The sequence below is a fragment of the Ornithinibacillus salinisoli genome (genome assembly GCF_042684965.1).
Taxonomy (GTDB): Bacteria; Bacillota; Bacilli; order Bacillales; family Amphibacillaceae; genus Ornithinibacillus; species Ornithinibacillus salinisoli.
Window position 1 is genome coordinate 95330 of sequence record NZ_JBHUMI010000011.1, and the last position, 22050, is coordinate 117379.

At 36.2% G+C, this 22050-nt stretch carries 26 protein-coding genes and 1 pseudogene; 20 read left to right on the top strand and 7 right to left on the bottom strand.

What is annotated here, in order from left to right; all coding sequences use genetic code 11:
* The first annotated feature begins 86 nt into the window (after window positions 1-86).
* Window positions 87-710: a DUF4956 domain-containing protein gene (locus ACFSTA_RS06915; protein ID WP_377555899.1), complete on the top strand. Its 624-nt coding sequence runs from the start codon at window positions 87-89 to the stop codon at window positions 708-710.
* 19 nt (window positions 711-729) lie between these two features.
* A complete protein-coding gene (locus ACFSTA_RS06920) occupies window positions 730-2073 on the top strand; it encodes a DUF4832 domain-containing protein (RefSeq protein ID WP_377555863.1) in 1344 nt (447 codons plus the stop codon).
* Window positions 2074-2096: 23 nt separating this feature from the next.
* On the opposite strand, the gene ACFSTA_RS06925 is transcribed toward ACFSTA_RS06920, so the two are convergent.
* Window positions 2097-2603, bottom strand: coding sequence for a DinB family protein (locus ACFSTA_RS06925; RefSeq protein WP_377555864.1), 507 nt, complete (start codon window positions 2601-2603; stop codon window positions 2097-2099).
* 107 nt (window positions 2604-2710) lie between these two features.
* Window positions 2711-3676, bottom strand: a complete 966-nt coding sequence (locus ACFSTA_RS06930) for a helix-turn-helix transcriptional regulator (protein ID WP_377555865.1) — start codon at window positions 3674-3676, stop codon at window positions 2711-2713.
* A gap of 254 nt (window positions 3677-3930) precedes the next feature.
* Between ACFSTA_RS06930 and ACFSTA_RS06935 the strand changes: the two genes are divergently transcribed.
* Genes ACFSTA_RS06935 through ACFSTA_RS06955 form a run of 5 tightly spaced genes read left to right on the top strand, consistent with a single transcriptional unit; the run spans window position 3931 to window position 8479 of the window.
* On the top strand, window positions 3931-4839 hold the full coding sequence (locus ACFSTA_RS06935) for an ABC transporter ATP-binding protein (protein WP_377555866.1): 909 nt from the start codon (window positions 3931-3933) through the stop codon (window positions 4837-4839).
* Window positions 4836-5582, top strand: coding sequence for an ABC transporter permease (locus ACFSTA_RS06940; protein WP_377555867.1), 747 nt, complete (start codon window positions 4836-4838; stop codon window positions 5580-5582). Before ACFSTA_RS06935 ends, ACFSTA_RS06940 begins: the two co-directional genes overlap by 4 nt.
* Window positions 5583-5596: 14 nt before the next feature.
* Window positions 5597-6325 carry an ABC transporter permease gene (locus tag ACFSTA_RS06945; protein ID WP_377555868.1) on the top strand — a complete coding sequence of 243 codons (729 nt, stop codon included), beginning with the start codon at window positions 5597-5599 and terminating at the stop codon, window positions 6323-6325.
* 31 nt (window positions 6326-6356) lie between these two features.
* Window positions 6357-7082 (top strand): winged helix-turn-helix domain-containing protein, encoded by a 726-nt coding sequence (locus ACFSTA_RS06950; RefSeq protein WP_377555870.1) that lies wholly within the window; start codon window positions 6357-6359, stop codon window positions 7080-7082.
* Entirely contained in the window at window positions 7079-8479 is a 1401-nt protein-coding gene (locus tag ACFSTA_RS06955; protein ID WP_377555871.1) for a sensor histidine kinase, read from the top strand. Before ACFSTA_RS06950 ends, ACFSTA_RS06955 begins: the two co-directional genes overlap by 4 nt.
* A 202-nt stretch (window positions 8480-8681) precedes the next feature.
* Here ACFSTA_RS06955 and ACFSTA_RS06960 read toward each other — a convergent pair whose 3' ends face one another.
* Both ACFSTA_RS06960 and ACFSTA_RS06965 read right to left on the bottom strand, forming a co-directional pair.
* The gene (locus ACFSTA_RS06960; RefSeq protein ID WP_377555872.1) at window positions 8682-8816 is read right to left on the bottom strand and encodes a hypothetical protein; all 135 of its coding nucleotides are present in this window, start codon (window positions 8814-8816) and stop codon (window positions 8682-8684) included.
* 84 nt (window positions 8817-8900) lie between these two features.
* Entirely contained in the window at window positions 8901-9812 is a 912-nt protein-coding gene (locus ACFSTA_RS06965; RefSeq protein ID WP_377555873.1) for a DNA-3-methyladenine glycosylase family protein, read from the bottom strand.
* A gap of 229 nt (window positions 9813-10041) precedes the next feature.
* Here ACFSTA_RS06965 and ACFSTA_RS06970 point away from each other — a divergent pair.
* Window positions 10042-10653: pseudogene (locus ACFSTA_RS06970) on the top strand (bifunctional transcriptional activator/DNA repair enzyme AdaA).
* On the top strand, window positions 10650-11180 hold the full coding sequence (locus tag ACFSTA_RS06975; RefSeq protein ID WP_377555874.1) for a methylated-DNA--[protein]-cysteine S-methyltransferase: 531 nt from the start codon (window positions 10650-10652) through the stop codon (window positions 11178-11180). Before ACFSTA_RS06970 ends, ACFSTA_RS06975 begins: the two are co-directional and overlap by 4 nt.
* A 19-nt stretch (window positions 11181-11199) precedes the next feature.
* Here the strand turns inward: ACFSTA_RS06975 and ACFSTA_RS06980 are convergent, their stop codons facing one another.
* Entirely contained in the window at window positions 11200-11631 is a 432-nt protein-coding gene (locus ACFSTA_RS06980; RefSeq protein WP_377555875.1) for a CHRD domain-containing protein, read from the bottom strand.
* 331 nt (window positions 11632-11962) lie between these two features.
* Between ACFSTA_RS06980 and ACFSTA_RS06985 the strand changes: the two genes are divergently transcribed.
* The 8 genes from ACFSTA_RS06985 (at window position 11963) to ACFSTA_RS07020 (ending at window position 18150) form a co-directional block, all read left to right on the top strand.
* On the top strand, window positions 11963-12424 hold the full coding sequence (locus ACFSTA_RS06985) for a GyrI-like domain-containing protein (RefSeq protein WP_377555876.1): 462 nt from the start codon (window positions 11963-11965) through the stop codon (window positions 12422-12424).
* A gap of 169 nt (window positions 12425-12593) precedes the next feature.
* Complete coding sequence (locus tag ACFSTA_RS06990; RefSeq protein WP_377555877.1) at window positions 12594-13397, top strand: nucleotidyltransferase family protein; 804 nt, start codon at window positions 12594-12596, stop codon at window positions 13395-13397.
* A gap of 177 nt (window positions 13398-13574) precedes the next feature.
* Complete coding sequence (locus tag ACFSTA_RS06995; protein WP_377555878.1) at window positions 13575-13778, top strand: hypothetical protein; 204 nt, start codon at window positions 13575-13577, stop codon at window positions 13776-13778.
* 55 nt (window positions 13779-13833) lie between these two features.
* A complete protein-coding gene (locus ACFSTA_RS07000; protein WP_377555879.1) occupies window positions 13834-14229 on the top strand; it encodes a UPF0715 family protein in 396 nt (131 codons plus the stop codon).
* Between the two features lie 560 nt (window positions 14230-14789).
* Window positions 14790-15206: a hypothetical protein gene (locus ACFSTA_RS07005; RefSeq protein ID WP_377555880.1), complete on the top strand. Its 417-nt coding sequence runs from the start codon at window positions 14790-14792 to the stop codon at window positions 15204-15206.
* Between the two features lie 696 nt (window positions 15207-15902).
* The gene (locus ACFSTA_RS07010) at window positions 15903-16034 is read left to right on the top strand and encodes a hypothetical protein (protein ID WP_377555881.1); all 132 of its coding nucleotides are present in this window, start codon (window positions 15903-15905) and stop codon (window positions 16032-16034) included.
* A 174-nt stretch (window positions 16035-16208) separates the two neighbouring features.
* Entirely contained in the window at window positions 16209-16253 is a 45-nt protein-coding gene (locus tag ACFSTA_RS07015) for an erythromycin resistance leader peptide (protein WP_377555900.1), read from the top strand.
* A gap of 442 nt (window positions 16254-16695) precedes the next feature.
* Window positions 16696-18150, top strand: a complete 1455-nt coding sequence (locus tag ACFSTA_RS07020) for an Msr family ABC-F type ribosomal protection protein (protein WP_377555882.1) — start codon at window positions 16696-16698, stop codon at window positions 18148-18150.
* Window positions 18151-18284: 134 nt separating this feature from the next.
* Here the strand turns inward: ACFSTA_RS07020 and ACFSTA_RS07025 are convergent, their stop codons facing one another.
* Entirely contained in the window at window positions 18285-19073 is a 789-nt protein-coding gene (locus ACFSTA_RS07025) for an HAD family hydrolase (protein ID WP_377555883.1), read from the bottom strand.
* A gap of 148 nt (window positions 19074-19221) precedes the next feature.
* Window positions 19222-20058 carry an EAL domain-containing protein gene (locus tag ACFSTA_RS07030; RefSeq protein ID WP_377555884.1) on the bottom strand — a complete coding sequence of 279 codons (837 nt, stop codon included), beginning with the start codon at window positions 20056-20058 and terminating at the stop codon, window positions 19222-19224.
* A 267-nt stretch (window positions 20059-20325) separates the two neighbouring features.
* Between ACFSTA_RS07030 and ACFSTA_RS07035 the strand changes: the two genes are divergently transcribed.
* The 3 genes from ACFSTA_RS07035 to ACFSTA_RS07045 all read left to right on the top strand — a co-directional run bounded on the left by ACFSTA_RS07035 (window position 20326) and on the right by ACFSTA_RS07045 (window position 21986).
* The gene (locus tag ACFSTA_RS07035) at window positions 20326-20757 is read left to right on the top strand and encodes a hypothetical protein (RefSeq protein WP_377555885.1); all 432 of its coding nucleotides are present in this window, start codon (window positions 20326-20328) and stop codon (window positions 20755-20757) included.
* A 53-nt stretch (window positions 20758-20810) separates the two neighbouring features.
* Window positions 20811-21131, top strand: coding sequence for a hypothetical protein (locus tag ACFSTA_RS07040; protein ID WP_377555887.1), 321 nt, complete (start codon window positions 20811-20813; stop codon window positions 21129-21131).
* Between the two features lie 87 nt (window positions 21132-21218).
* Window positions 21219-21986: a class I SAM-dependent methyltransferase gene (locus ACFSTA_RS07045; RefSeq protein WP_377555888.1), complete on the top strand. Its 768-nt coding sequence runs from the start codon at window positions 21219-21221 to the stop codon at window positions 21984-21986.
* Window positions 21987-22050 lie beyond the last annotated feature (64 nt).

The following is a 22050-nucleotide window of genomic DNA, read 5'->3' on the forward strand; positions in this document are numbered from 1 at the left end:
TTGAAAGATAGAAAGAAGGGGCTAGCAATATGGAAAACCAATTAAATTTCAATGATATTTTTAATAGCAATTTTCTAGAGGATAATATGATAGGAAGTATTCCGTTACAAAGTATCGTGATAGGATTATTGATGGCATTTGCTGTTGGTATGTTCATTTTCTTTATATATAAAAAGTCGTTTCGCGGTGTGGTATATAGCCATACATTTAATGTAACGCTAATACTGATGACAATGATAACCACACTGATTATCATGACAATCAGTACAAATGTCGTGCTATCTTTAGGAATGGTCGGGGCTTTAAGTATTGTTCGATTTAGAACAGCAATTAAGGATCCAATGGATGTTATTTTTATGTTTTGGGCAATTTCGGTTGGCATCACAATTGGTGCTGGCGTGTACATACTAGCGATATTTGGCTCCATTCTAATAGGATTAGTAGTCTTTTTAATGACAAGGCGAAAAGGAACAAACCAAATCTTTTTATTGATCATTCATTATGAAGAAGCGGCCACGGAATCCGTTAAGTACCAACTAGGGAAAATCAAGCATAGCTTAAAATCAAAGGTTGTCCGAAATGACTTCACTAAGCTAACCATCGAAATGAAAATCAAGGGCGATAATACTGCCTTCGTAAACAAAATATCAGCGGTAGAAGGCGTGAAAGATGTGTCCCTCATTAATTACAATGGGGATTATGCGGCATAGGGAAATGGATGTGAAAAAAATGAATGTACTTATAGTGATCATTTTATTAGTTGTCGTATTCATCATCATGTTTAATAAAACATTTTTCCCTAGTTCACAAGTGGAAGAAGTGACGGTGAATCCTTTTATGGGCTTTGCACCTCCCGCCGATGGTGGCCCGTATTCACAGCCTCATTCGCTAGTATATGCTAACCTCACATGGAGGGAGCTCGAACCTGAAAAAGGATTTTATGATTTTGAAAGCATTGAAGAGAAGTTTCGATTAACATATTGGAAAAATCAAAACATCAAATTAATCTTTCGAGTAGTGCTTGACTACCCAAGAGAGTCTTCACATATGGATATCCCAGATTGGTTGTATGAGGAAATCAATCAAGATGGCACTTGGTATAAGCATGAGTGGGGCAGTGGATTTAGCCCTAATTATTACAACAATACGTTAATTGATTACCATAAAAAATTAATTGAAGCAGTAGCGGAAAAGTATGATCATGAACCAGCTATTGCATTTGTTGAACTTGGAAGCTTAGGACATTGGGGGGAATGGCATACTCTTCAAGAAGACGGCATTTATATTCCTTTTCCGAAGCTTCCGACAGCCGAAACATATGTCAATCATTATACAGATAATTTTAAGAACAAAATTTTATTGATGAGACGACCACATCAGATTGCAATCAATAACGAGATGGGACTGTATAATGATATGTTTGGTAGGTATGATCATACTATTGAAGAGTTCTTGAGTTGGATTAACGATGGCTATGAATTTTGGTTAACAAATGAACAAAATCCAGCCATGCCTGATGCATGGAAGTCTCGTCCAATCGGAGGAGAATTTGCACCAACAGACGATTGGAGCGACTATTTTTCTACTTCTAAGTTCCTAAGGGTAATGGAGCAATTACAAGCAACGCATGTTAGCTGGTTAGGTCCAAGCTCACCTACCTATTATCCAACCGATGGTAAACTACAAGCTAGAATCAATCAATTCTTAAACAAAATTGGCTATCACTTTCGTTTAATACAAACATCGGTTAACAAAACCGAAGTAACCATGCAATGGGAAAATAGGGGAGTAGCCCCATTCTATTTCCCATGGCCAGTAGAACTATCCTTAGCAGATCAAGACGGAAAAATCGTCTATCAACAATTGCTCGATGGCATTGATATAAGAGCATGGTTGCCAGGCAAGCATACAGAGGTAGCTAACCTAGATATTTCTAATGAAATTACTGCAGGCACTTATCAACTATTAGTAGCTATCCTAGATCCAGAAACTATGAAGCCAGGAATCCAGCTAGAAATGGAAGAAAAACTGCCCGACGGAAGATATAAGATTGGTGAAGTCACAATTGACTAAACCAACTAATCGTCAGGATTGACCTAGGACAAGGTATATAGATAAAAAACGTAATCAGTTGGTACACCTTCATGTCCCATCTGTCTCAGCATAGCTGTTATGTTTCCGCGATGATAAGTCCCATGATTGACAACATGCTGAACCAACTGTGAAAGTGGTGTTTCCAAACGCCCAAATTGAGGATGTTCACAAATTATAATTTTATCCAAGTCATCTTGACTTTTAAGGAAGTCTTGACATTGCTCGTAAACTTGTTGGAACATGGATTCCATTTGCTCAAGGCTTTTCCCTTCTACTTCCTTCTGTGTACGTGAAATTATTTCGGTCAATTCCTCATTCGAATCGCCTTTCATTACCGAGAACCAAATATTATCGACCAAATACATGTGAGCGAAAACCTCCGCTATGGAAGGGAAAACACTTTGAATTTCCTTCCTATATACGTCTGTAGAAAAAGCTTTCAAATGGTCAAAAACGTGCTGATTCGCCCACCTATGATAGTCATATAAGTCCAATGTTTGTACTCGCATAAATGTTAATACACTCCTTTTAGATATTTTTTATGGTTTTGGGTAATAAACAAACTGTTGTGACTTAAGTGTACTACACCATAACTGACATCTACTGTCAGTGAAGTTTAATGGGATTGATAATAGTCATGTAGGTCAGCCGTGATGTCTACTAATCTTTCTTTTAAAAATTTTGGCTCGAGTATGTTTAGGCTCTTTCCATAGGAAAGTAATATATGTGGTAAAAAAACGATAGTTGATTTCTTATCCAACTGAAAGAAAATCTCATGATCCCTAAACTCAATTTCAAGTTGTTCAAGAAACCAATTATTGTGTAAGTCTTTTAGTGTTTGTGGATGTCCTTCTATGCGAATATCAATAAGCTCTTCCTTAGGATTATTAGTAGGAAGGAGATTTTTAAGGAAAAATTCTTTTGCCTCAAAATGCTTCGGTCGCTCAAAGGTTTTATCTGTTAGACGTAATCCATGAATTCGATCGACTCGAAAGTTTCGGACTGCTTTGCGTAAGTGACAGTGCCCCACCACATACCACTTTCCTATCCAGAAAACGAGTCCATAAGGGTCAAGCGAACGAACTGATGACTCCGGGTCATGTTCTTTTTGATAGATGATTTCAAGGGTAAGGCTGCTAGCTACCGATTTTTCAATATCCTCGAGGACAGGCTGTAATGTTTGAGTGAATGGAGATTGAATCACATCTAATCCAGCGGAATGACGTTCAATAGCATCCCGTTGTACATCATTTGTATATTTCTTTAATTTTGATATCGCTTGATCAAGTGCATCTCCATAAGGATAATCAGCTCCAAGCGCAAAACGGGCAGCGTGTACAAGGGCTTTTTGTTCATCAGAGTTAAAAAACAATGGTGCTTCTACAAACTCATGTAATAATCGGTAGCCACCATGGTGTCCAGAATCTGCAATGATCGGTACACCACTTGCGCATAGAGCATCGATATACCGGTATACCGTACGAATATTCAATTCAAGTTCATCTGCCAAATTCTGCGCTGTTATGCGTTTTTTTGAACGTAATAACCATAAAATCGCAAGCATATTATCCGCTTTAGACAATTCAATCCCACCCATTCATTATGTATATCTCTATTCTCGTAATACCAATAAATTGAATCTAAGTCAATGATTTAGTCGAACATATTTACTTGATATTTGTGAAGCTAATGGATGATGTAGCATAAACATGCCATTTATTGCAACAGCGATTGAATGTAATGTTCTTATTTTTAAGGTTTATTTAAGGTACGGAAAATTATGAGTTAAGGTACAGGAGGTAGAATGAATGTATTGAAAACAATGGAGGAGAAATGATGACTACTTATATTATTGAAACTAGAGATTTAACGAAGAAATTTGGAAAATTCATGGCAGTAGATCACGTTAATTTACAGGTTCCTAAAGGCGGAATTTATGGATTTCTAGGGCCGAATGGAGCTGGGAAATCGACAACAATTCGCATGCTACTAGGATTAATTAAGGAATCAATGGGAAATGTGAAAGTATTTGGGAAGCCGATTAAAGAAGATCGCCTAGCAATTTTAAAACGTATCGGTTCCATGGTGGAAACACCATCCTATTATGCACATTTAACGGCACGTGAAAATCTAGAGATTACCAGGAAAATACTAGGGGTTGAAAAAAACGAAATCGCTCGTGTGTTGGAAATTGTGAAATTAACAAATGTACAGCACAAAGCGGTAAAAAAATTCTCGCTTGGCATGAAGCAGCGTCTTGGCATTGCCCAAGCACTTCTTGGTAATCCAGAACTGCTTATATTGGATGAGCCAACCAATGGATTGGATCCATCAGGTATTATTGAGATTCGCGAACTGATCAAAAACCTGCCCAAGGAATATGGGATAACTGTTTTAATATCCAGTCATATTTTAAGTGAGATCGAATTAATGGCAACCCATGTTGGTATTATTAACAATGGAAAATTGTTATTTCAAGGTACCATGGATGATTTACGAGGAAAACAAAAAGCAGTAATTCAAATGGAAGTTGAACCGAGAGTGGAAGTAGAAGCCTTTTTAAACGATATTGGTATTTCTTATACAGGTGACGAACGTTTCCTTTATTTTGATCCTAATCTTCAACCTGCAAAAATTAACCGAGAGCTCATTAGTAACGGATATGATGTACATCAATTGATGATGAAAAAACATTCCTTAGAGGAAATCTTCCTATCAATTACAGGCAAGGAGGAGATTTTATGAAGCTGGCAGCATTGATCTGGCTAGAAATCTATAAGCAAAAAAAAGGCTGGATCTGGCTTTTTTTATTCGTTATTCCAGCCGGGACCACGTTGGCAATGTTTTTGGATTTTAGTATCCGATATGATTACCTACTCGATACGGCAGAACCTGGCTACACCTCTTGGGATCTACTCTTATTAGAAAATCATCGCATACTTGGATGGGGAATCTTTTTACCGATGTTTATTGGAATAATCTATGCCATAATCTATCATGTTGAAGAAAGTCAAAATAACTGGAAGCAAATATTAAGTTTACCTGTTCGCCGGGGAGAAGTTTACTTTTCAAAGTTTCTTGCAGGTTTGTTTTATAGCGTGCTACTCATTTTATTAAATATGCTAGGACTAGTTTTGGTTGGGAATATCATGGGTTTTCCGGAACAAGTTGATTGGGGTAGCTATGGAATATATGTCGGAAAACAAATGCTAATGATTTTAGCTGTTGCTAGTCTACACAATTGGTTAAGTTCCTTCTTTAAAAATAAGATAATCTCGATTGTGATTGGGTTTGCTGGAGTTATTTTTTCAACCACCTTAATATTTCAATTTCCAGACGTAGCAGAGTTATACCCGTATGCATTTACGTTTTTCACAGATGGTTTGGTTTATGAGGAAATAAGTGAGGTGCTGAGCAGCAACTTCATTCTGATGGCAATTTTTTTGTTCGCTGGCATGTGGCAATTTAAACAGAAAGATATATTGTAAGGAGGAAAATCTGGATGAAGACATTACTTAACGTGGAATTATATAAATTAAAGCGATCCAAAATTATCCTGACAACAACCATTTTAACGATGTTTGCCATCTTTCAAGGCTTGGATTTTGCCACAATGGATGGAGCAGAGGAAATGGAAAATCGCTTTCTAACACTGTTGTATCAGGGAAGTATGTCAGTGTACAGCTGGTTGATTTTGCCCCTCATCATTACCGTCGTCCTTGCCATGATGGCGAGAATGGAACATAGCAATAATAACTGGAAGCAGTTATTAGCATTGCCAGTAGCGAGGGGAAAAGTGTATGCATCAAAACTATTAGTAGGCATGGGAGTTATCGTATATAGTTTGGTGCTGCTTTATGTTGGTATTATCTTGGCAGCGATGGTCCTTGGTATGGATTCCATTCCTTTCTGGTGGATGGCAAAACGATTTGGTGTTCTATTTCTTTCAACCTTCACTATTATTGGGGTTATCTTTTATATGAGTTACCGATTTACCCATTTTGGTGTTCCGATGGTAATTGGTGCAGGACTTGCTTTTCCGGCCATGTTTGTCGCTAATTCAGAGAAGTATTGGATTTATTATCCATGGGATTATCCAGTCGTCTCATCCATGTCCGATATATTGGATATGGGTGGGAAAAGTTTCATCATGCTTATTGTCTCAATTAGTTTATTTTTGCTTGCAGTTTTCATGGGGTTTTTACGTTTCCGAACAAAAGATGTACTATAACAATATAGGATATTAGAAAGGGAGCTTAACCATGTCATTACCAGGTATATCGGAAAAGAGAGTATTACTAGTCGATGATGAAGTTGATATCTTAAATCTACTAGAAACCGTGTTAAGGAAGGATGGCTTTCAGCAGATTGACAAGGCAACGACTGGTCAAGAAGGAATCGATCTTTGTGAAAAAAATAATCCAGATATCATCGTTCTCGATATTATGCTTCCAGATATCGAGGGCTATGAGGTCTGCCAAGAAATGCGAAAGATTACCTTCGCACCAATTATATTTCTATCAGCAAAATCGGACGAAATTGATAAGCTGCTTGGCCTTGGCATTGGTGGAGATGATTATGTTTCAAAGCCTTTTAGTACCAAAGAAGTGCTATTTCGTATCAAGGCACAATTGAGAAGAAATGACTATGTTACACAACAAAAGAGTGAAGATCGGAATATTGCCTTTGGAGATGTCATGATTTTCCCGAATACGGGAGAGGTGAAAAAGAGAGATTCATCTATCACACTTACAGCAAAGGAACTGCAATTACTAATCTATTTAGCAAATCACCCGAACCAAATTTTTAGTAAGAGTAAAATTTGTGAAGCAGTTTGGGGAGAAGACTATATTGGACTCGACAATACGATTATGGTCCATATTCGAAGACTAAGAGAAAAAATTGAAGATGATCCAAGTCATCCGAAATGGATTAAAACAGTGAAAGGGCTAGGATATAAGCTACAAGTTAGAGGGAATCATTCATGAAATGGAAAATTACCACCCAATTTCTCGCGTACTTGTTGTTAAGCCTGTTGTTATCGTTTATTGTGTTTCTCATTATTAATATATCCTTAGTCCGTGGTAATTTTATTGATCAGGATCTTATTTTGCCATATCAAAATCCAAGCCATTATACCTTGGATTTTGCGGACGATATTCAGGTTGAGAAGGGTGAGGTATCCATTTCTGAACTGAAGTTAGCCGAACTAGAAGAAAGTGATATTTGGATTCAGGTACTCGATGAAAACGGTTCTGAGATCTATAGTGCATTTAAACCGATTAGTGCACCTAGCCATTATACCCCGGCTAATTTAATTCACTATCATAAGTTTACTGGAGCACTTGCAAACTCAACGATTTTTGTAGGGATGCTAGAAAAGGACCACCGTGATCTAAGCTATATCATGGGATTTCCGGAAGAGGTCATTGGGAAGGCGAACTTTTATTTCCGGGGAGAAACATTGATACGAGATAGTATTCAAATTATATCAATGGTTGTAATTGTTGTAACCTTTATAGCATTGTTGTTTGGTTACTTTTTCAGTAAGCGGCTAGCTAAACCACTTGTACAGATAACTGATGGTATCCAAAATTTAGCTAAAGGTAATTTTAGTAATGTATATCATCCAAAAGGAATTTATAAAAGTGTCTTTCAAAATTTAAATGTATTAGCTTCTACCTTAAAGTCCAATGAGATGGAACGAGGAAAAATGGAAAAAACAAGGGAGGAGTGGGTAACGAATATTACGCATGATATAAAAACCCCGCTAGCTTCTATCAAGGGATATTCTGAACTGCTTCAGGATTACGATCTCGATGAATCTGAAAAGAAAAGATACGTCGATATCATTCTTAATAAATCGGACTATATCGAACACCTTATTGAAGATCTAAATCTAACCTATAAATTAAAAAGTACTTCTTTTCCATTACAAAAAGAGGAAGAAGATCTAATTGAAATCGTAAGGGACTCGGTTATCCAGATTTTAAATCATCCCTTATACGAGGAAACCAATCTTGATTTTTCGACTGAAATAGAAATGTATCGTTTCAAAGTTGATAGAACCTTGATGCAACGTGCTTTAATGAATTTAATCTACAATGCTATTGTTCATAACCCGCCAGATACCAATATTCAAATTGCCATTGAAAACCAACGAGATCACATTCACATTATCATAACGGATAATGGTAATGGTATTGCCGAAGAAGAAATAAAAAATTTGTTTACTCGGTATTATCGTGGGACGAATACAGGGGAAAAACATAAAGGAAGCGGGCTAGGATTAGCCATTGCAAAACAAATTGTGGAAGCCCATGGTGGAGAAATTTTGGTGGAAAGTAAATTGGGTGAAGGGACTAGGATACGGATTTCTTTTTAGATAGAATTTTGATGATTATATGGGCTACGATAAAAACTACCACCTAGCGGTCAACCTTCATTGTTTAAGGGAAGTGTTGGAAGATCGATTAGGTGGTAGTACTAGTATGCGAAATTTCCTTGGAAGTGATCAGGGAACTAATTTAGTAATTGCAGAGCTGTAAATTGGTATTATTTTATACCTTGTCGTATCAGGTCAATCCCTAATACTCAATCTCATCATAATCTTTCGGTTGGGGAACAGGTTGTTGTTTATTTTTAGCAATATCTTTATTGATTTCTTGATAAGATTTTATCGTTCCAAATCGTTTTTTCGCATTAGTTTTATTATTTTTCATAGGATTCTTCCTTTCTATAAACGAATGTCCCTTTAGGATTTGTGAAACGAAATAAATTATTCAAGGGTCAGACCCCTCGTCCCATTAATAAAGTACACGCCATAAATAGAAGGTTGCGTATGCTTCCCAGTTCTTCCAGGGTGATGCTATTTTTAGGATCTCGTCTTTCGTTGGCTTTCGGTCCATATTTTGTAAGGCTTTAATGGAATTAATCAGTCCTACATCATCAACTGGAAATGCTGTTGAAAACCGAAGGCAGCGCATAAGCACGTAATTGGCTGTCCAAGGACCGATGCCTCGAATTTTTATTAAAGCTTTTTCTGCATCTTTAAAGTCCATGTTTAATAATTTTTCCTTGGATAAATCTCCACTTGCTATTAATTGGGCTATACCAACGATGTATTCCCGTTTTTTTACGGTCATTCTAACTGTTTCTAAATCTGAGGGTGTTAATTGGGCAATATTCTCGTAAGATGGGAACATCCAGTACTGTTTTCCATTCCACTCAAGGGAATCACCAAATTGCTCGACAAACTGTTTCTTTAAAGAATAGGCGAATGTTAAGTTGATTTGTTGGCCAATTACTCCCCAACATAACGCTTCAAATAGGTCATGGATCCCTATAATTCGTAATCCAACAAAATCTTCAGCCGGTGTATGGAGTAATGGATCTGTTTTGGCCATATCATAAAATGGTGTTAAATCTGTATCTAGGTCAAACCATTCACGAATATAAGCCACAATTGCTTCCCGTTGCCATCTTTCTATAGGTTTATCTTCATTTAAAACCTCAACAACCATTTCCTTATTGTCGATTACGCTGATCTGCAACAGAAACATAGTATTCCCAATGGCTACCGCTCTTCTAATTTTTCCATCATCAATTTCATACAGCAACTCATTCTTTTCTCTAGTTAAATAGTCCATATTAATATGTATATCAAAGTCATGAGGTAATGGAATTACGATATCATCTTGAGCTTCATACCACGTCATAATTGCTTCAACCTCCTTTACTCATTATTCTTCTATGGACTTATCTTACCACAAGCGTTATTTTGATATCTTGCTATTATATCTTGGATTGGTGGGACGAAGGGACAGACCCCTCGTCCCACGGTTTTGGCAGCAATGAATGGGACAGAGGGTCTGACCCCTATGTTCTATTTTGATATCTTGCTATTATATCTCGGAGGTCTTCCAATCTTCTTGTAGAGGGAATACAATGACAGTAGAGGTGAGAAATATGACGGATAGGGATATGTCGTGTGACGTTGAAGTGATGACAGATGAAATGTGGCAAGCGATCATAACGAATGATGCTATTTACAATGATCAATTTTACTATGCGGTAAAACTACTAGCATTTTTTGTAAGCCTTCATGTAAATCGCGAATTCCAAGAAAAGAAAATGTACGTATTTTTCATACCGCACAACAAGCCATCTTTAATAATTTTCGTCCTTGTAAACGTTGTAAGCCAACCAATGAAAAGTTACCTGATCAGGAATGGGTGGCTCTAATCACCGAATATATTGAAAGCAATTTTACAGAAAAAATCACACTAGCTATGTTGGCGGATATCGCTCATGGGAGTCCCTATCATTTACATCGAACGTTTAAAAGAGTAAAGGGGATAACTCCTGTTAAGTTTGTACAAGAATTACGTATAAAAGCTGCTAAGGAATATTTGCTATAAACAAATAAAGCTATTACAGATATCTCCATATGTGTTGGTATTCCGAACAACGCTCTTTAAAAAGAAAACGGGACAAACACCAGCGCATTTTCGCCAGTTATATCAAAAAACATCTAAAAAAGCGAGGGAAAGTAAATGAAGACAGATCAAGGTGCAATCTATTGGACATTGTTAAAAGAAAAGGATTGGAATATGTATATTGCTGCAACTACTAATGGACTATGTTTTGTAGGTTCGCAGAATAAATCCCTCGAAGAGTTAACAGATTGGGCGCAGAAGCATTTCCCCGAAGGTTCGATCGTGGAAGACGTGGAGAAGCTAAAGCCTTATGCAAATGAAATCCTAGAGTATTTGCAAGGAAATAGTAAAACTTTTACATGTCCAGTTGACTTTAATGGAACAGATTTTCAGCTAGCTGTGTGGCATGCGTTGCGTGAAATACCTTATGGACAAACGAAATCCTATTCCGACATTGCAAAAGCAATCGATAAACCAACTGCAGTTCGAGCTGTAGGAGCGGCAATTGGAGCGAATCCAATTTTAATTACCGTACCATGTCATCGAGTAGTAGCAAAGGATGGATCACTGACCGGCTACCGAGGAGGAATAGAAATGAAAAAACAGCTATTGGAATTAGAGACGAGGGGACTGGGACGAGGGGTCTGACCCCTCAACCCGTAGAAAATTAAAGTGGTACAATTTGACCTCTAATTTCACCTGCTGGATTTTGTTCAGTATGAGCATTTACATAGGTTAACTTTTGCTCCATTAATGTCAATAAATCTTCTACAGTTTCTACACCTACGTCATTTTCTACAATATCGTCATCCGTAATAGTTCCTGTAACTACGCCTTTTCTTGTCGTAATACCATTTTGTTCCTCAAGTGTTTCTAAGTCAGCACCAAAAAGGAATACTATTACAGGTCCATTTTCACCACGTCTGCCAAAGTGGATGTGCGCCTGAACGAAGTTTTCAATATTTTTAACTTCAAGTGTAAACTTAATCTTAGTTCTACTTTTATTAGCGACTACGAATTTTGCAAAACCAAAAGCATTAGTTTGTACAGGAGGAACTTCATTTTCACCTTTTAATCTTGCCTTAAATAATTTTCGCAAGTTAATAACCTCTCTTTCATACAATTAATACAGTTTATGTAAGGGAATTTTGTTTGTATAGGAAAGACAACTAAGGAATCTTGTGGATATGAAAAAGAGTTACCCATTTTTGCTAAAAACTTATTCGTTTTGGAATGGACAAGCGCAAGAATAGGTACAAAGTTTAATGAATACGTACGATTATAAACGAAGAAAGTTAATTTAATTGATACAGGTAACTTTCAATAAAACGGTTTGTAAAAAGCAAGAAAAAACAGGAATAGCATATAATTGTTCACTATACTTACTATGAAGCAAGTGAATATTGTTATATAAAAAGGTGGGATTAATTATGTTTTTTCGAGAAATTATAAGGAATTCATTTGTATTAGTTGGGTATAGTGCTGCAGGAAAATGGAGCGGTGATATTGTTTATCCAATCCCAGAATTATGGGCAAAATCACAAAAATTTATCTCAAAAGGTAATATAGATGAAATTGTAGGAGTATGTTTACCTCCAAGAAGTGACCATTACTTTTATACCTGTGGAATTGAGATGCAATCTGTTGACTTCCATAAAATTGAAAAAGGATTGACCTTACATACTTTCCCAAAACAAAAATATGTAGTGTTCAAACATGTCGGTCCTTCTAAGGAGATTCCAAATACTTATGGAGAACTATGGATGGTGTTTGACAAGGAAGGTTATACGATAAAAGAAGGAATGCCTGAAATAGAAATAGTAAAGGCTGATATGTTCGGCAAAGAAGAAACCAATGAATATGAGATGGAAATTTGGATACCCGTTGAATAGTTTAAACGTTGCTAAGCTAGACGGGACAAGTATTAAACAAGGCGATCTTTTAAAAAAATGGTCGTCTTTTTCTATATACAAAAACCCAATGATATTTTTGAATATTATGTTAGTATAGAAGTATAAAGATCTTGAACTGCTGGAGTAAGGAAAGAGGGAGGAGATAGAAATGGCGATTTTAAGAGCTGGATATGGTCTAGACTCTAATGGATATATTGTAAGCGATGTTAGTCTAGATAAAATTGATAAAGTCTATGTACCTTGCATTCGTGAATCTGTCGAGAGTCTTAGAAAATTGTTTCATCAACAATTGCATAGTGTTTATTTGTACGGTAGCGTAGCCAGAGGTGAAGCTGTTGCTTTTAAATCAGATTTAGACCTTATCGCTATGTTTGATGGCAAATTGAGTTCCGATAAATTGGCTGAATTAAAGAAACTTGCTGGAGAACTTTCTCAAAAGTATCGTTCTCTGGTTCGTGATGTTGGTATAGCTGTTGCATATTACGACTATACGATTGACCCTGCAAATTATTACGAAAATGCATTTCTAAAGGAAATCTGTGTTTGTGTGTACGGAGAAGATATAGGAGAACGGTTTGGTCCGTACAAACTTACATCGGAGATAGCAATTCGCTTCAATGGTGATATTTCTGAGTCTCTAAATCGGACGTTAAATAGGTTAGATACAGCTTCTAACGAAGATTTTAAAACATTTACACAAGGCTTCGCTCGTAAACTCATTCGAACATACTATTCAATGGTGATGGTGCGTTCTCAGATTTGGACGACACGACTTCATGAGCAATCTGAAGTCTTTATCCACTACTTCCCAAATAAAGAATCTATTATTCGTACCCTGTTAAATTGGATAGATGAACCTCCGACGGACCGTGAAGCTGTACATGAGTTATTTAAGAGCGAAGGTGAGTGGGCTAGCGCGAACTTTGCACATGAAGCTAATATTTCTTCTTAAATGACAATGAAGCTTTCCTTTAATAAAGCAAATGCGCTGTTGATCCATTTATGAAGTAGTAATACTAAATAGGAATAAGTAAGAAAGAATAGGTGGATTTATTATCAGTAACGAAGATCTTTCAGGTAAAGACGCGGATTATATCTTTTAGGGTGAATAAAAGTTGGAGGTTAAAGGATGCAATTATGGATGTTATTACTTATAATATTTGTCGGAATACTAATCATTGGTTTTGCAATTGATTTGATAGTGAAGAAAAAGAATTTGAAAATTGACCCACAAAACGGAGCAAAAAATGCAAGTGATTCAGAGAGGATATATACAGAAAAAACATTGGATGAAACTAGAAACAAATTAGGTAATGATGGGGATAATTGGTAACTCTTAACTAGCTGTTGCGATTGTTTAATAAGAGTTTTTAGGACGTGATTTTATAATGAATGTAAAAAGTAAAATAAGGATAGATTCGAATATGGTGTCTCGTTCCCTACTATGTTCAATTTGTGCTGCATTGACACTTAGCATAATCACTACGATTGCAACAACTAATTTCCACTATATAGCAATTATAGTGTTTGCAATCTTTTACTTTATTTTCTATGCATTATTTGCTACTCCGATTCAATTCAAGTTAAATCAGAATCCTAAGAAATATCATATTATAAATTTTATAGTATATGCAATAGGGGCTTTTATAGCTTCAGCAATCGCTATTATTGTGTTATTTGGGGAAAATCCTTTAATATCAATAGGTTTTTATATTACAGCTATGCTGGCTGCATTAGTTTTTTGGGTTTTTGATTCAATATTCCTACAAACAACCAAAAGGTGAATAATTGAATATTTTTATTGCACGAGCGGGTGCATTACTTAAAACAACAACAGGAATCGTCAAGTGGATTATTCCTGTTTTTTTTATAAGCGATTATTTTTAGGGGGGGTAATTTGCAACGTAAAAAGTTTTTATTAAGATTAATTGGATATATTGGTTGTTTGATTTTGTACTGTGTGATTGTCTATTCATCTACATTAGGATATGAATATTAGACTGAACAACAAAAAGCACATCTTATTAAATTGCTAGTATTTATACCTACCATCTTTATAATAATTCTATTCGGAGAAGTAACTAAGGTTTTTGATGAAGGAAAAGAGAAGTGGTCCAAATATAAAAAGCTATATTTTGAAATGATAGTGTTATGGACAATTATTTTTATTAGCCTTTCAATTGATAGTTTTGTGATTTAATTATTCGGATTAATCGGTAAATGCTTTTTCTGTATGAAAAAATTTTTGATATAATGCAACTGGATAATGGAATAAGAAAATAAATTTTTACTACTACTCAAGGTAGAGCTCAATGAATATTAGGTGGGGGGGGAGAAAATCACTTTGTGGAGAAAAGTTGCCATATTTATTAGCTTATCTTTATTTATAGTTTTATTAGCCGTTTTAAGTTTAACTGGTTCCTTTCCTCACTTTGGTTTGGGGAATCCCACAGCAAAGGAAATTTTAAATGGCAATCCTAATGCAGACATTCTGAAATTAGATGGGCTTATCTATTCAAATGCTTCCGATTTAGAATGGATTAAAAGTAAGGAATATACTAAGGGAGACAAAATTGGTGAGATTAAAAAACAGACTACTAATACATTGTGGTATCGAAACTTTTATGCCTCAAAACTTCCAAAAGGAACAATAATTTATGATACAAACGACAGAGAATATACAAAAGGTGATGCTCCCATGTTAATTATAATTGAACATAATAATGAGATTTTAATTTACCGTTCCTTGGTTGAAGGATAGTACAACTTATGCAACTTATCTTAGTAGTACCTGAAGCTTGATTAAGATGACATTGAAATACCACACTTGGAGAAATGACATAAATGATATGCTTTCACAAACCTAGCACTAAATCTTTACTCTTTTATACCCAAATCTAATCATAGCAAATGACGAAGTTACTAAGTAATATTTGATAGATAGTAAAAATATATGAGGATGACATGAAAAATAATTTCCCTTTAAATCTTCACAATCACAAGTAGCTACTTGTGATTTTTATATGGGACGATGTACCTGACCCCTATTTAAGAAATATTTAATAATTAGTTAAGTGGGATATAAGAAATTGTCGGTATTGTATAGTTGTGCGGATAAGAACGGCACAAAATTTAAATAGTGATAGGGGATGAAGAAATGAAGAATAAATTAGGTATTTCAGTTGGCTTATTATTCTTATTAGCGTTATTGGGTGTTCCACGTGTTATTGCACATGATCTGAATTGAGTTGAATCAGGTAGCTTTGCAAATTCATTATTAGTATTTTTTCCACCGGTCGTTTGGATTGTAGTTGTATTAGCTAAAAAAGCAACCAAACCTTTTATAGCCTTGTTACTCGTAGGAGTATTTTACGGAATATTACTTGCACTTACACATCAACTCTTGTGGAATCAAGCTTTTCCTACAGCACCTACTCTGGGAGGAAATTTAAGTGAATTGCCTCCTATAGGCCATGCGATTATTACAAGAACATTTGCTGTTCTAAGTAGCATTACCACAGGAACAGTAGTTGGATTAGTCGTTGCCGTTATCGGTTCGGGACTAAGCAAAGTAATAGTAAGAAGATAGAGACGAGGGGTCAGTCCCCCCGTCCCACTTCGTTATCACCTGTGTTAGATAAATTTAGCGAGAAGCAACTGGGACGATGTACCTGACCCCTCAGTTCTTTTTGACTTTTATTTGTGCAGGTTATATAATAATTTTTGTAATTAATTTTGATACGTTAAGGAGGATTATGAGAAGGTGACACATGCTATGAGACTACGATTCCCAGCTTTGAGCCAGTAATTTAATATGTTCAAAGACTCTGTTTTGTGTATGCAGAGTAAACGGGATCAGTCTGTCCTTTTTTATAATCTTCATTTGATATAATAGCGATTTTTTAATCGGTAAGTCTTACTGCCGAATAGAATGAATCGCGATACAATATGTCATGTTTAGAAAGGCGGAGTTTTCTACCTTTCTTTTTTATTGTCTAGAATTCCTTTTATTATTGTACGAGAAAGTGGGCTTATTTACTGAGGCTCTATTCTTTGGAGGATAGTACTTTTCCCTTTTACTCCACTATCACAAGCAGTTGCTTGTGATTTTTTATGACTTTTATGGAATGGGGGGAAATAACCATGATGATGTTACTTTTCTTTTGATACGAGTTTGGTACTAACGCAAACCAACTCGTATCGATCATAGCTATCGATACGAAATTCAACAAATTTCGGAGGTAGCAATTATGGAACAAATATGTTTTGAATTAGAAAATGTTGAAGTGACTTATTTAGATAAACAAGTAATAAAAACGAATCGATTAGCCATTCATCAATTTGATCGGATCGGAATCGTTGGGAAAAACGGTGCAGGAAAAAGCACATTGCTTAAGCTATTGGTAGGTAAAATCCAGCCGACAAGTGGCGTTGTAAATCGGCATGTCGATTGTGGTTATTTTGAACAATTGGAAGCGCCAACTGCTACCGAAGCGGATGCTGCCTTGGTCGGTAAACTAGCCGTACCAAAGGATTCAGATCAGCTAAGTGGGGGTGAGCAAACAAGATTAAAGCTTGCACAGTTATTTACCAACTATTATGAAGCCTTATTGATTGATGAGCCAACAACACATTTAGACCAAGAGGGTATTTCCTTTTTATTAGACGAATTACGATATTACTATGGAGCGCTAGTGTTAATCAGTCATGATCGTACTGTCCTAGATGAGCTCGTTACAACGATTTGGGAGATACGTGATGGAGAGATCTATGTATATAAAGGAAACTACAGTGAATATAAAGAGCAGAAGCAAATAGAACGGGAACAACAGCAGCAAGCACATGAGCAATTCCTCAAAGAAAAAAGTAGATTGGAAAAAGCCGCTCAAGAAAAAATGAAAAAAGCGGAAAAAATTGCGCAGGCCGGGAGCATGTCAAAAAAAGAATCAAAGGCAAAAGCGAATCGGATGTTTGAATCAAAATCGAAAGGTACTAGCCAAAAGTCAGTCCATCGGGCGGCAAAAGCGATTGAACAAAGGATGGAACAATTACAGGAAGTGGATGCGGTCCAAGAAGAAAGAAAAATCGTGTTCCGCCAGTCAAAGTCAGTGGAGCTTCATAATAAGTTTCCCATTATGGCAGAACGGCTAACACTTCAATTGAAGGATAAAATGTTATTGAATGATACAAGCTTCCAGTTACCACTTGGCAAGAAAATAGCAATTACAGGTGCAAACGGTAGTGGTAAAAGTACGTTGCTGCATCATATCGCGGAGCAAGGGAAAGGACTAACAATTTCACCTAAAGCCAAAATCGGTTATTTTCGTCAAATGAGTTATCAATTCAGCAGTGATGAAACAGTTCTCGAATTTGTGAAAAGTCGTTCTGATTATGAGGAAGGATTTTTACGAAGTGTTTTACACTTGATGCAGTTTGTAGGGACAGATTTACGAAAAAATGTGACGTCATTGAGTGGAGGAGAAGCGATTCGTTTACAACTTTGCCAGCTTTTTTTAGGTGAATATAATATTCTATTATTAGATGAACCGACTAACTTTCTAGATATTCAAGCGATTGAAGCATTAGAGAGGTTTATCGCTGGATATGAAGGAACCATAGTATTTGTATCGCATGATCGGAGGTTTATACGGAAAATAGCTGATCAGGAGCTTCTCATTCTGGAGAAAAATTTGATAGAAGTCTAAGTATTGAAGCTGTTATTTCAAGTAAGGGCTAGCGTATTAACTTTGATCAAAAATAAGTAGAAAGAGGCTGTCCCAAAAGTCTAACTTTTGGTGGCAACCTCTTTTTTTCTAGACAAAACATAACTTTACACAAATCAAATAGCAAATGATTGAATAAGATAACGTTCGATAAATTCAGCTAAGCCGTCGTTTTGGTGATGTCCTGTAACATAATCTGCTGCATCTTTTACTTCTTTACTAGCATTTTCCATGGCCACACCAACTCCTGCATGACGTAGCATTTCGATGTCATTTGGTCCATCCCCGAAGGTTACGACTTCATTTGGGTTAATTCCATATGCGCGAAGTAATATTTGAATGGCTGACCATTTAGAAACACCTCGAGCAACAATTTCAAACCCGTTATTCCAATTAATGACATTTGCATCATCTTTAAATAAAGAGGATAGTTCTGGGCTTGGTCTTCCTGTTTGAACACTATATTTGAGTACATTCTGATAATTTGCCTGTCTTAAATCGCCAATATAACGTGGAGAAGTTTGACCTGATTCCACCCATTCTGTTATTTCAGGGCTCATTTCCTTGCAGTAAAATCCTGTTGCTGTATGAACGATAACATTACAATCAATCTCTGCGGTAAGACGATGAAAACGTTGTTCATCTAGTTTGATAGGCCTCATCTGCATTGTTCTACCTGCCCATGCATCGTGAATGGAGGCGCCATTTAAACAGATCATTGGCGTTTGTAATCCTAGTGATTGATGATAAGGAACGGTAATTTCATAATGTCGGCCAGTAGACAGAAAAACTTTGGTGCCTTGATTTATAATCTTATAAATTGCTTCTAAATTACGTCGGGAAATATTGTTTGAGGCTGTTAGCAGTGTTCCATCCATATCAATAAATATTGCACGTGCATTCATTTTATTGCCTCCTTAATCTTTGATAAGGCAATCATAACAGTTGAATGTAAAGGGAATTTAAACGGATTGTATGGATTATATGAAGTTTTGGACCGTGAATAAGCCCGGCACTAAAAATGATTTTTAGTGTACCAGACCTAATGTAATTTTATTGAAATTGTGGACTTGGCATTGCTAAACCATAGCCCTGCCCTAAATGGACTCCTTTTTCCTTCAAAAATTGTAAGTCTTCCATCTTCTCTATACCTTCTGCTAGTACGGTCGTACTTGATTCCAGCGCAAATTCAACGAGTAAATGAATTAATTGCTGCTGCGAAGCATTGCAGTGAATATTATCAATCAATGTACGATCCAACTTGATGAATTCTGGTTTCAAATGGACCAGTGTTTTTAAGCTATTAAAGCCACTTCCCGCATCATCGATTGCAATTCGAAATCCTTGTGAACGATAATTTGATAAAATACGTTCGAACATTGGAAAATCCGTTACAGCTGTTCTTTCCGTCAATTCAAAAACGACCTGTTTTGGTGATATCTGATACTTTTGTAAAAGCTCTAATGTTTCTCCACTTCTATATTTAGAGTCTACTAACACGTTAGGATGTATATTAATAAATAGTAAATGATCTTTTTGGTGTGGGTGTTTTTTAACCTCACTATGAAACTTTTGTATCGCTAAATTTCTGGAAAGTAATTCAAGCTGAAACACTTGATTGGTTTGCCCAATGTAACTGTAAAAATTCTCTGTCGTCGGAAATTGCTTCGACATTGGTGGGCGGTTTAACGCTTCATATCCTATGATATTATTTGTAAATAAATCAAATATTGGTTGATAAAAGGTAGTTAAAGCGTTTGTTTTTATAATCCTTTTCAATTCCATAAATTTCATAAAATCATCTGTTCGAGCTAGCTTTTTACTCTTGGCATAGTTGAAATAGGAAAGGAGATTATTCATATTAAACCTAGAAAATAACGAAATATCCATCATTAATTCCTTTCTGTCTATTTTTGTAGAATTTTATGATTAACTTAAGTATACTTGTTGATTATTAATCTAGTATTATTTTTTTGTAAAGATTGGTTCCGATTAATAGTTTTAGAGATCGAAATGAGTTTTATCTCCTTAGTAAGTTTGCTATGATTGTGGGTAGTGAGAGACTTTTCCTAATTTAAAAGGAAAGTATCCGTATTTGTTTGAAGCTTTCATCAAAATGGCGGAAGTGCCTTAAAAATATGAAAAACGAAGAAACGCTTGATTGGTATATGGAAGGGGAGATTTATTATTGATTATCTAATTTTTGTTGTATTTACTCTTGTTGGCTGGTGTTTGTTGATTGGATCATCGAAACTGGAGAAAAAATGGATCGGTGGAATTGGTGGACTACTCGCAGTTATTTTTATTATTGTAAGTCAAATCATCAAGTTCCAATCGGGGTTCTTTGAGGAACGGACATTAGAATCTTCTGAACCCGTTGGGCAATGGGTGGCACCAGGGTTTATCGTATTAGGAATATACTTACTAATTATGATCAACTATCGCTGTGTCAAAGCTGCATTAAATAAACAATCATGGCAAAGATGGGGTTTGATTTTTTTTGATATCCTGTTTAGCCTTATTTATCTCTGGGTTGGAACTTTTGCGTTATTCATAGTTGCCTTTACTTATTTTCCGTTTGCTCCATAAGGAAAAATCATAAATAGATAACTCTAAATGACAGAAGAAAACAGGAGAAAACCATGAAAATTAATTTAATAATTTTTATATCGTCCATCAAAGAACCAAGTGAAACGAAACCAACATGCGTGATGAAAACATTTGAGTCGACCTTTCGTCCTGTTAAAGGAGACATCATCGATGACCCAGGGTTCGATCCTGGTTTTCATAATGGATATGAAGTTGCAAAAGTTACCATCAATTATGCTTCCAATGAATGCTATGTTTCTCTTCACCCCCTTGTGTTGGAAGAAGAAAAGATTAAGATGGAAACCGTAGAGAAACTTGAGGCTCATGGCTGGCGTGTGATTTCTAAGGAAGAATTGATGAACACGAAAAATTGACTCTTATTTATATGATAAAGAAGAAGTAGGAGTAAAAAATACGAAAACGTAATTATTTGGTAGAAGTCTTAAATAAGGAGGAATCAAATGAAAATCGAAAGTCCAGGTTTTAATTATGATGAACATGGAAAGAAGTACTCCAATTATAGACAGACTGATCCTAGAATAGAAAAGTATATATCGGAGGCTCTAGGAACTGCGAAGACGGTGCTTAATGTTGGTGCTGGTGCAGGATCCTATGAACCTACAGACCGTTATGTTGTTGCGGTTGAGCCTTCGAGTTCCATGAGGCTACAGCGAGTGAAAGCTAATAAGGTTCCTGCGGTTATTGGAACAGCAGACTCCTTGCCATTCGATGATGACTCCTTTGATGCTGCCATGGCTACGCTCACAGTCCATCATTGGCCAGATCTCGAAACAGGATTGAAGGAGCTTCGGAGAGTCACCAAGGGCCAAGTTATTATCATGACATATGATCCAGATGCACTCGATGTATTCTGGAATTCTTATTATTTTTCTGAGTTAATAGAGGTTGAAAGGGCTCGTTATCCGAAGATAGGGCGTATTACTAAAATATTAGGTGAAGATGCCGATATAAAAGAAATCCCAATTCCTCTTGACTGTCAAGATGGCTTTCAAGAGGCATTTTATGGACGTCCAGAAGCATTCCTAGAAAAAGAGGTGCGATTATCACAATCGGCTTGGGGATTCTTAACAGAAGAACTTGAAGAAGAACTTGTCAATCGATTAAAGGATGATCTTCACTCTGGAAAATGGGATGAGAAATTTGGGTTCCATCGGGAGATGCCCTTTTATAATGGAGCATTGCGCCTAATTATATCTTCCAATAAATAAATATTTATGGGAAGAAGTTTAACGGAATAGATAGCTATCGAAGAATCACCAATAAAAGCTACTA

Excerpts from the sequence above, each read along its gene's own strand:
- ACFSTA_RS06945 (WP_377555868.1), top strand. The coding sequence starts at position 5,597 with ATGAAGACATTACTTAACGTGGAATTATATAAATTAAAGCGATCCAAA.
- ACFSTA_RS06985 (WP_377555876.1), top strand. The coding sequence starts at position 11,963 with ATGTTTTTTCGAGAAATTATAAGGAATTCATTTGTATTAGTTGGGTAT.
- ACFSTA_RS06975 (WP_377555874.1), top strand. The coding sequence starts at position 10,650 with ATGAAGACAGATCAAGGTGCAATCTATTGGACATTGTTAAAAGAAAAG.
- ACFSTA_RS06995 (WP_377555878.1), top strand. The coding sequence starts at position 13,575 with ATGCAATTATGGATGTTATTACTTATAATATTTGTCGGAATACTAATC.
- ACFSTA_RS06950 (WP_377555870.1), top strand. The coding sequence starts at position 6,357 with ATGTCATTACCAGGTATATCGGAAAAGAGAGTATTACTAGTCGATGAT.
- ACFSTA_RS07045 (WP_377555888.1), top strand. The coding sequence starts at position 21,219 with ATGAAAATCGAAAGTCCAGGTTTTAATTATGATGAACATGGAAAGAAG.
- ACFSTA_RS07000 (WP_377555879.1), top strand. The coding sequence starts at position 13,834 with ATGAATGTAAAAAGTAAAATAAGGATAGATTCGAATATGGTGTCTCGT.
- ACFSTA_RS07030 (WP_377555884.1), bottom strand. The coding sequence starts at position 20,058 with ATGGATATTTCGTTATTTTCTAGGTTTAATATGAATAATCTCCTTTCC.
- ACFSTA_RS07040 (WP_377555887.1), top strand. The coding sequence starts at position 20,811 with ATGAAAATTAATTTAATAATTTTTATATCGTCCATCAAAGAACCAAGT.
- ACFSTA_RS06920 (WP_377555863.1), top strand. The coding sequence starts at position 730 with ATGAATGTACTTATAGTGATCATTTTATTAGTTGTCGTATTCATCATC.
- ACFSTA_RS07025 (WP_377555883.1), bottom strand. The coding sequence starts at position 19,073 with ATGAATGCACGTGCAATATTTATTGATATGGATGGAACACTGCTAACA.
- ACFSTA_RS06940 (WP_377555867.1), top strand. The coding sequence starts at position 4,836 with ATGAAGCTGGCAGCATTGATCTGGCTAGAAATCTATAAGCAAAAAAAA.
- ACFSTA_RS07020 (WP_377555882.1), top strand. The coding sequence starts at position 16,696 with ATGGAACAAATATGTTTTGAATTAGAAAATGTTGAAGTGACTTATTTA.
- ACFSTA_RS06990 (WP_377555877.1), top strand. The coding sequence starts at position 12,594 with ATGGCGATTTTAAGAGCTGGATATGGTCTAGACTCTAATGGATATATT.
- ACFSTA_RS06955 (WP_377555871.1), top strand. The coding sequence starts at position 7,079 with ATGAAATGGAAAATTACCACCCAATTTCTCGCGTACTTGTTGTTAAGC.
- ACFSTA_RS06965 (WP_377555873.1), bottom strand. The coding sequence starts at position 9,812 with ATGACGTGGTATGAAGCTCAAGATGATATCGTAATTCCATTACCTCAT.
- ACFSTA_RS06925 (WP_377555864.1), bottom strand. The coding sequence starts at position 2,603 with ATGCGAGTACAAACATTGGACTTATATGACTATCATAGGTGGGCGAAT.
- ACFSTA_RS06935 (WP_377555866.1), top strand. The coding sequence starts at position 3,931 with ATGACTACTTATATTATTGAAACTAGAGATTTAACGAAGAAATTTGGA.
- ACFSTA_RS06960 (WP_377555872.1), bottom strand. The coding sequence starts at position 8,816 with ATGAAAAATAATAAAACTAATGCGAAAAAACGATTTGGAACGATAAAA.
- ACFSTA_RS06915 (WP_377555899.1), top strand. The coding sequence starts at position 87 with ATGATAGGAAGTATTCCGTTACAAAGTATCGTGATAGGATTATTGATG.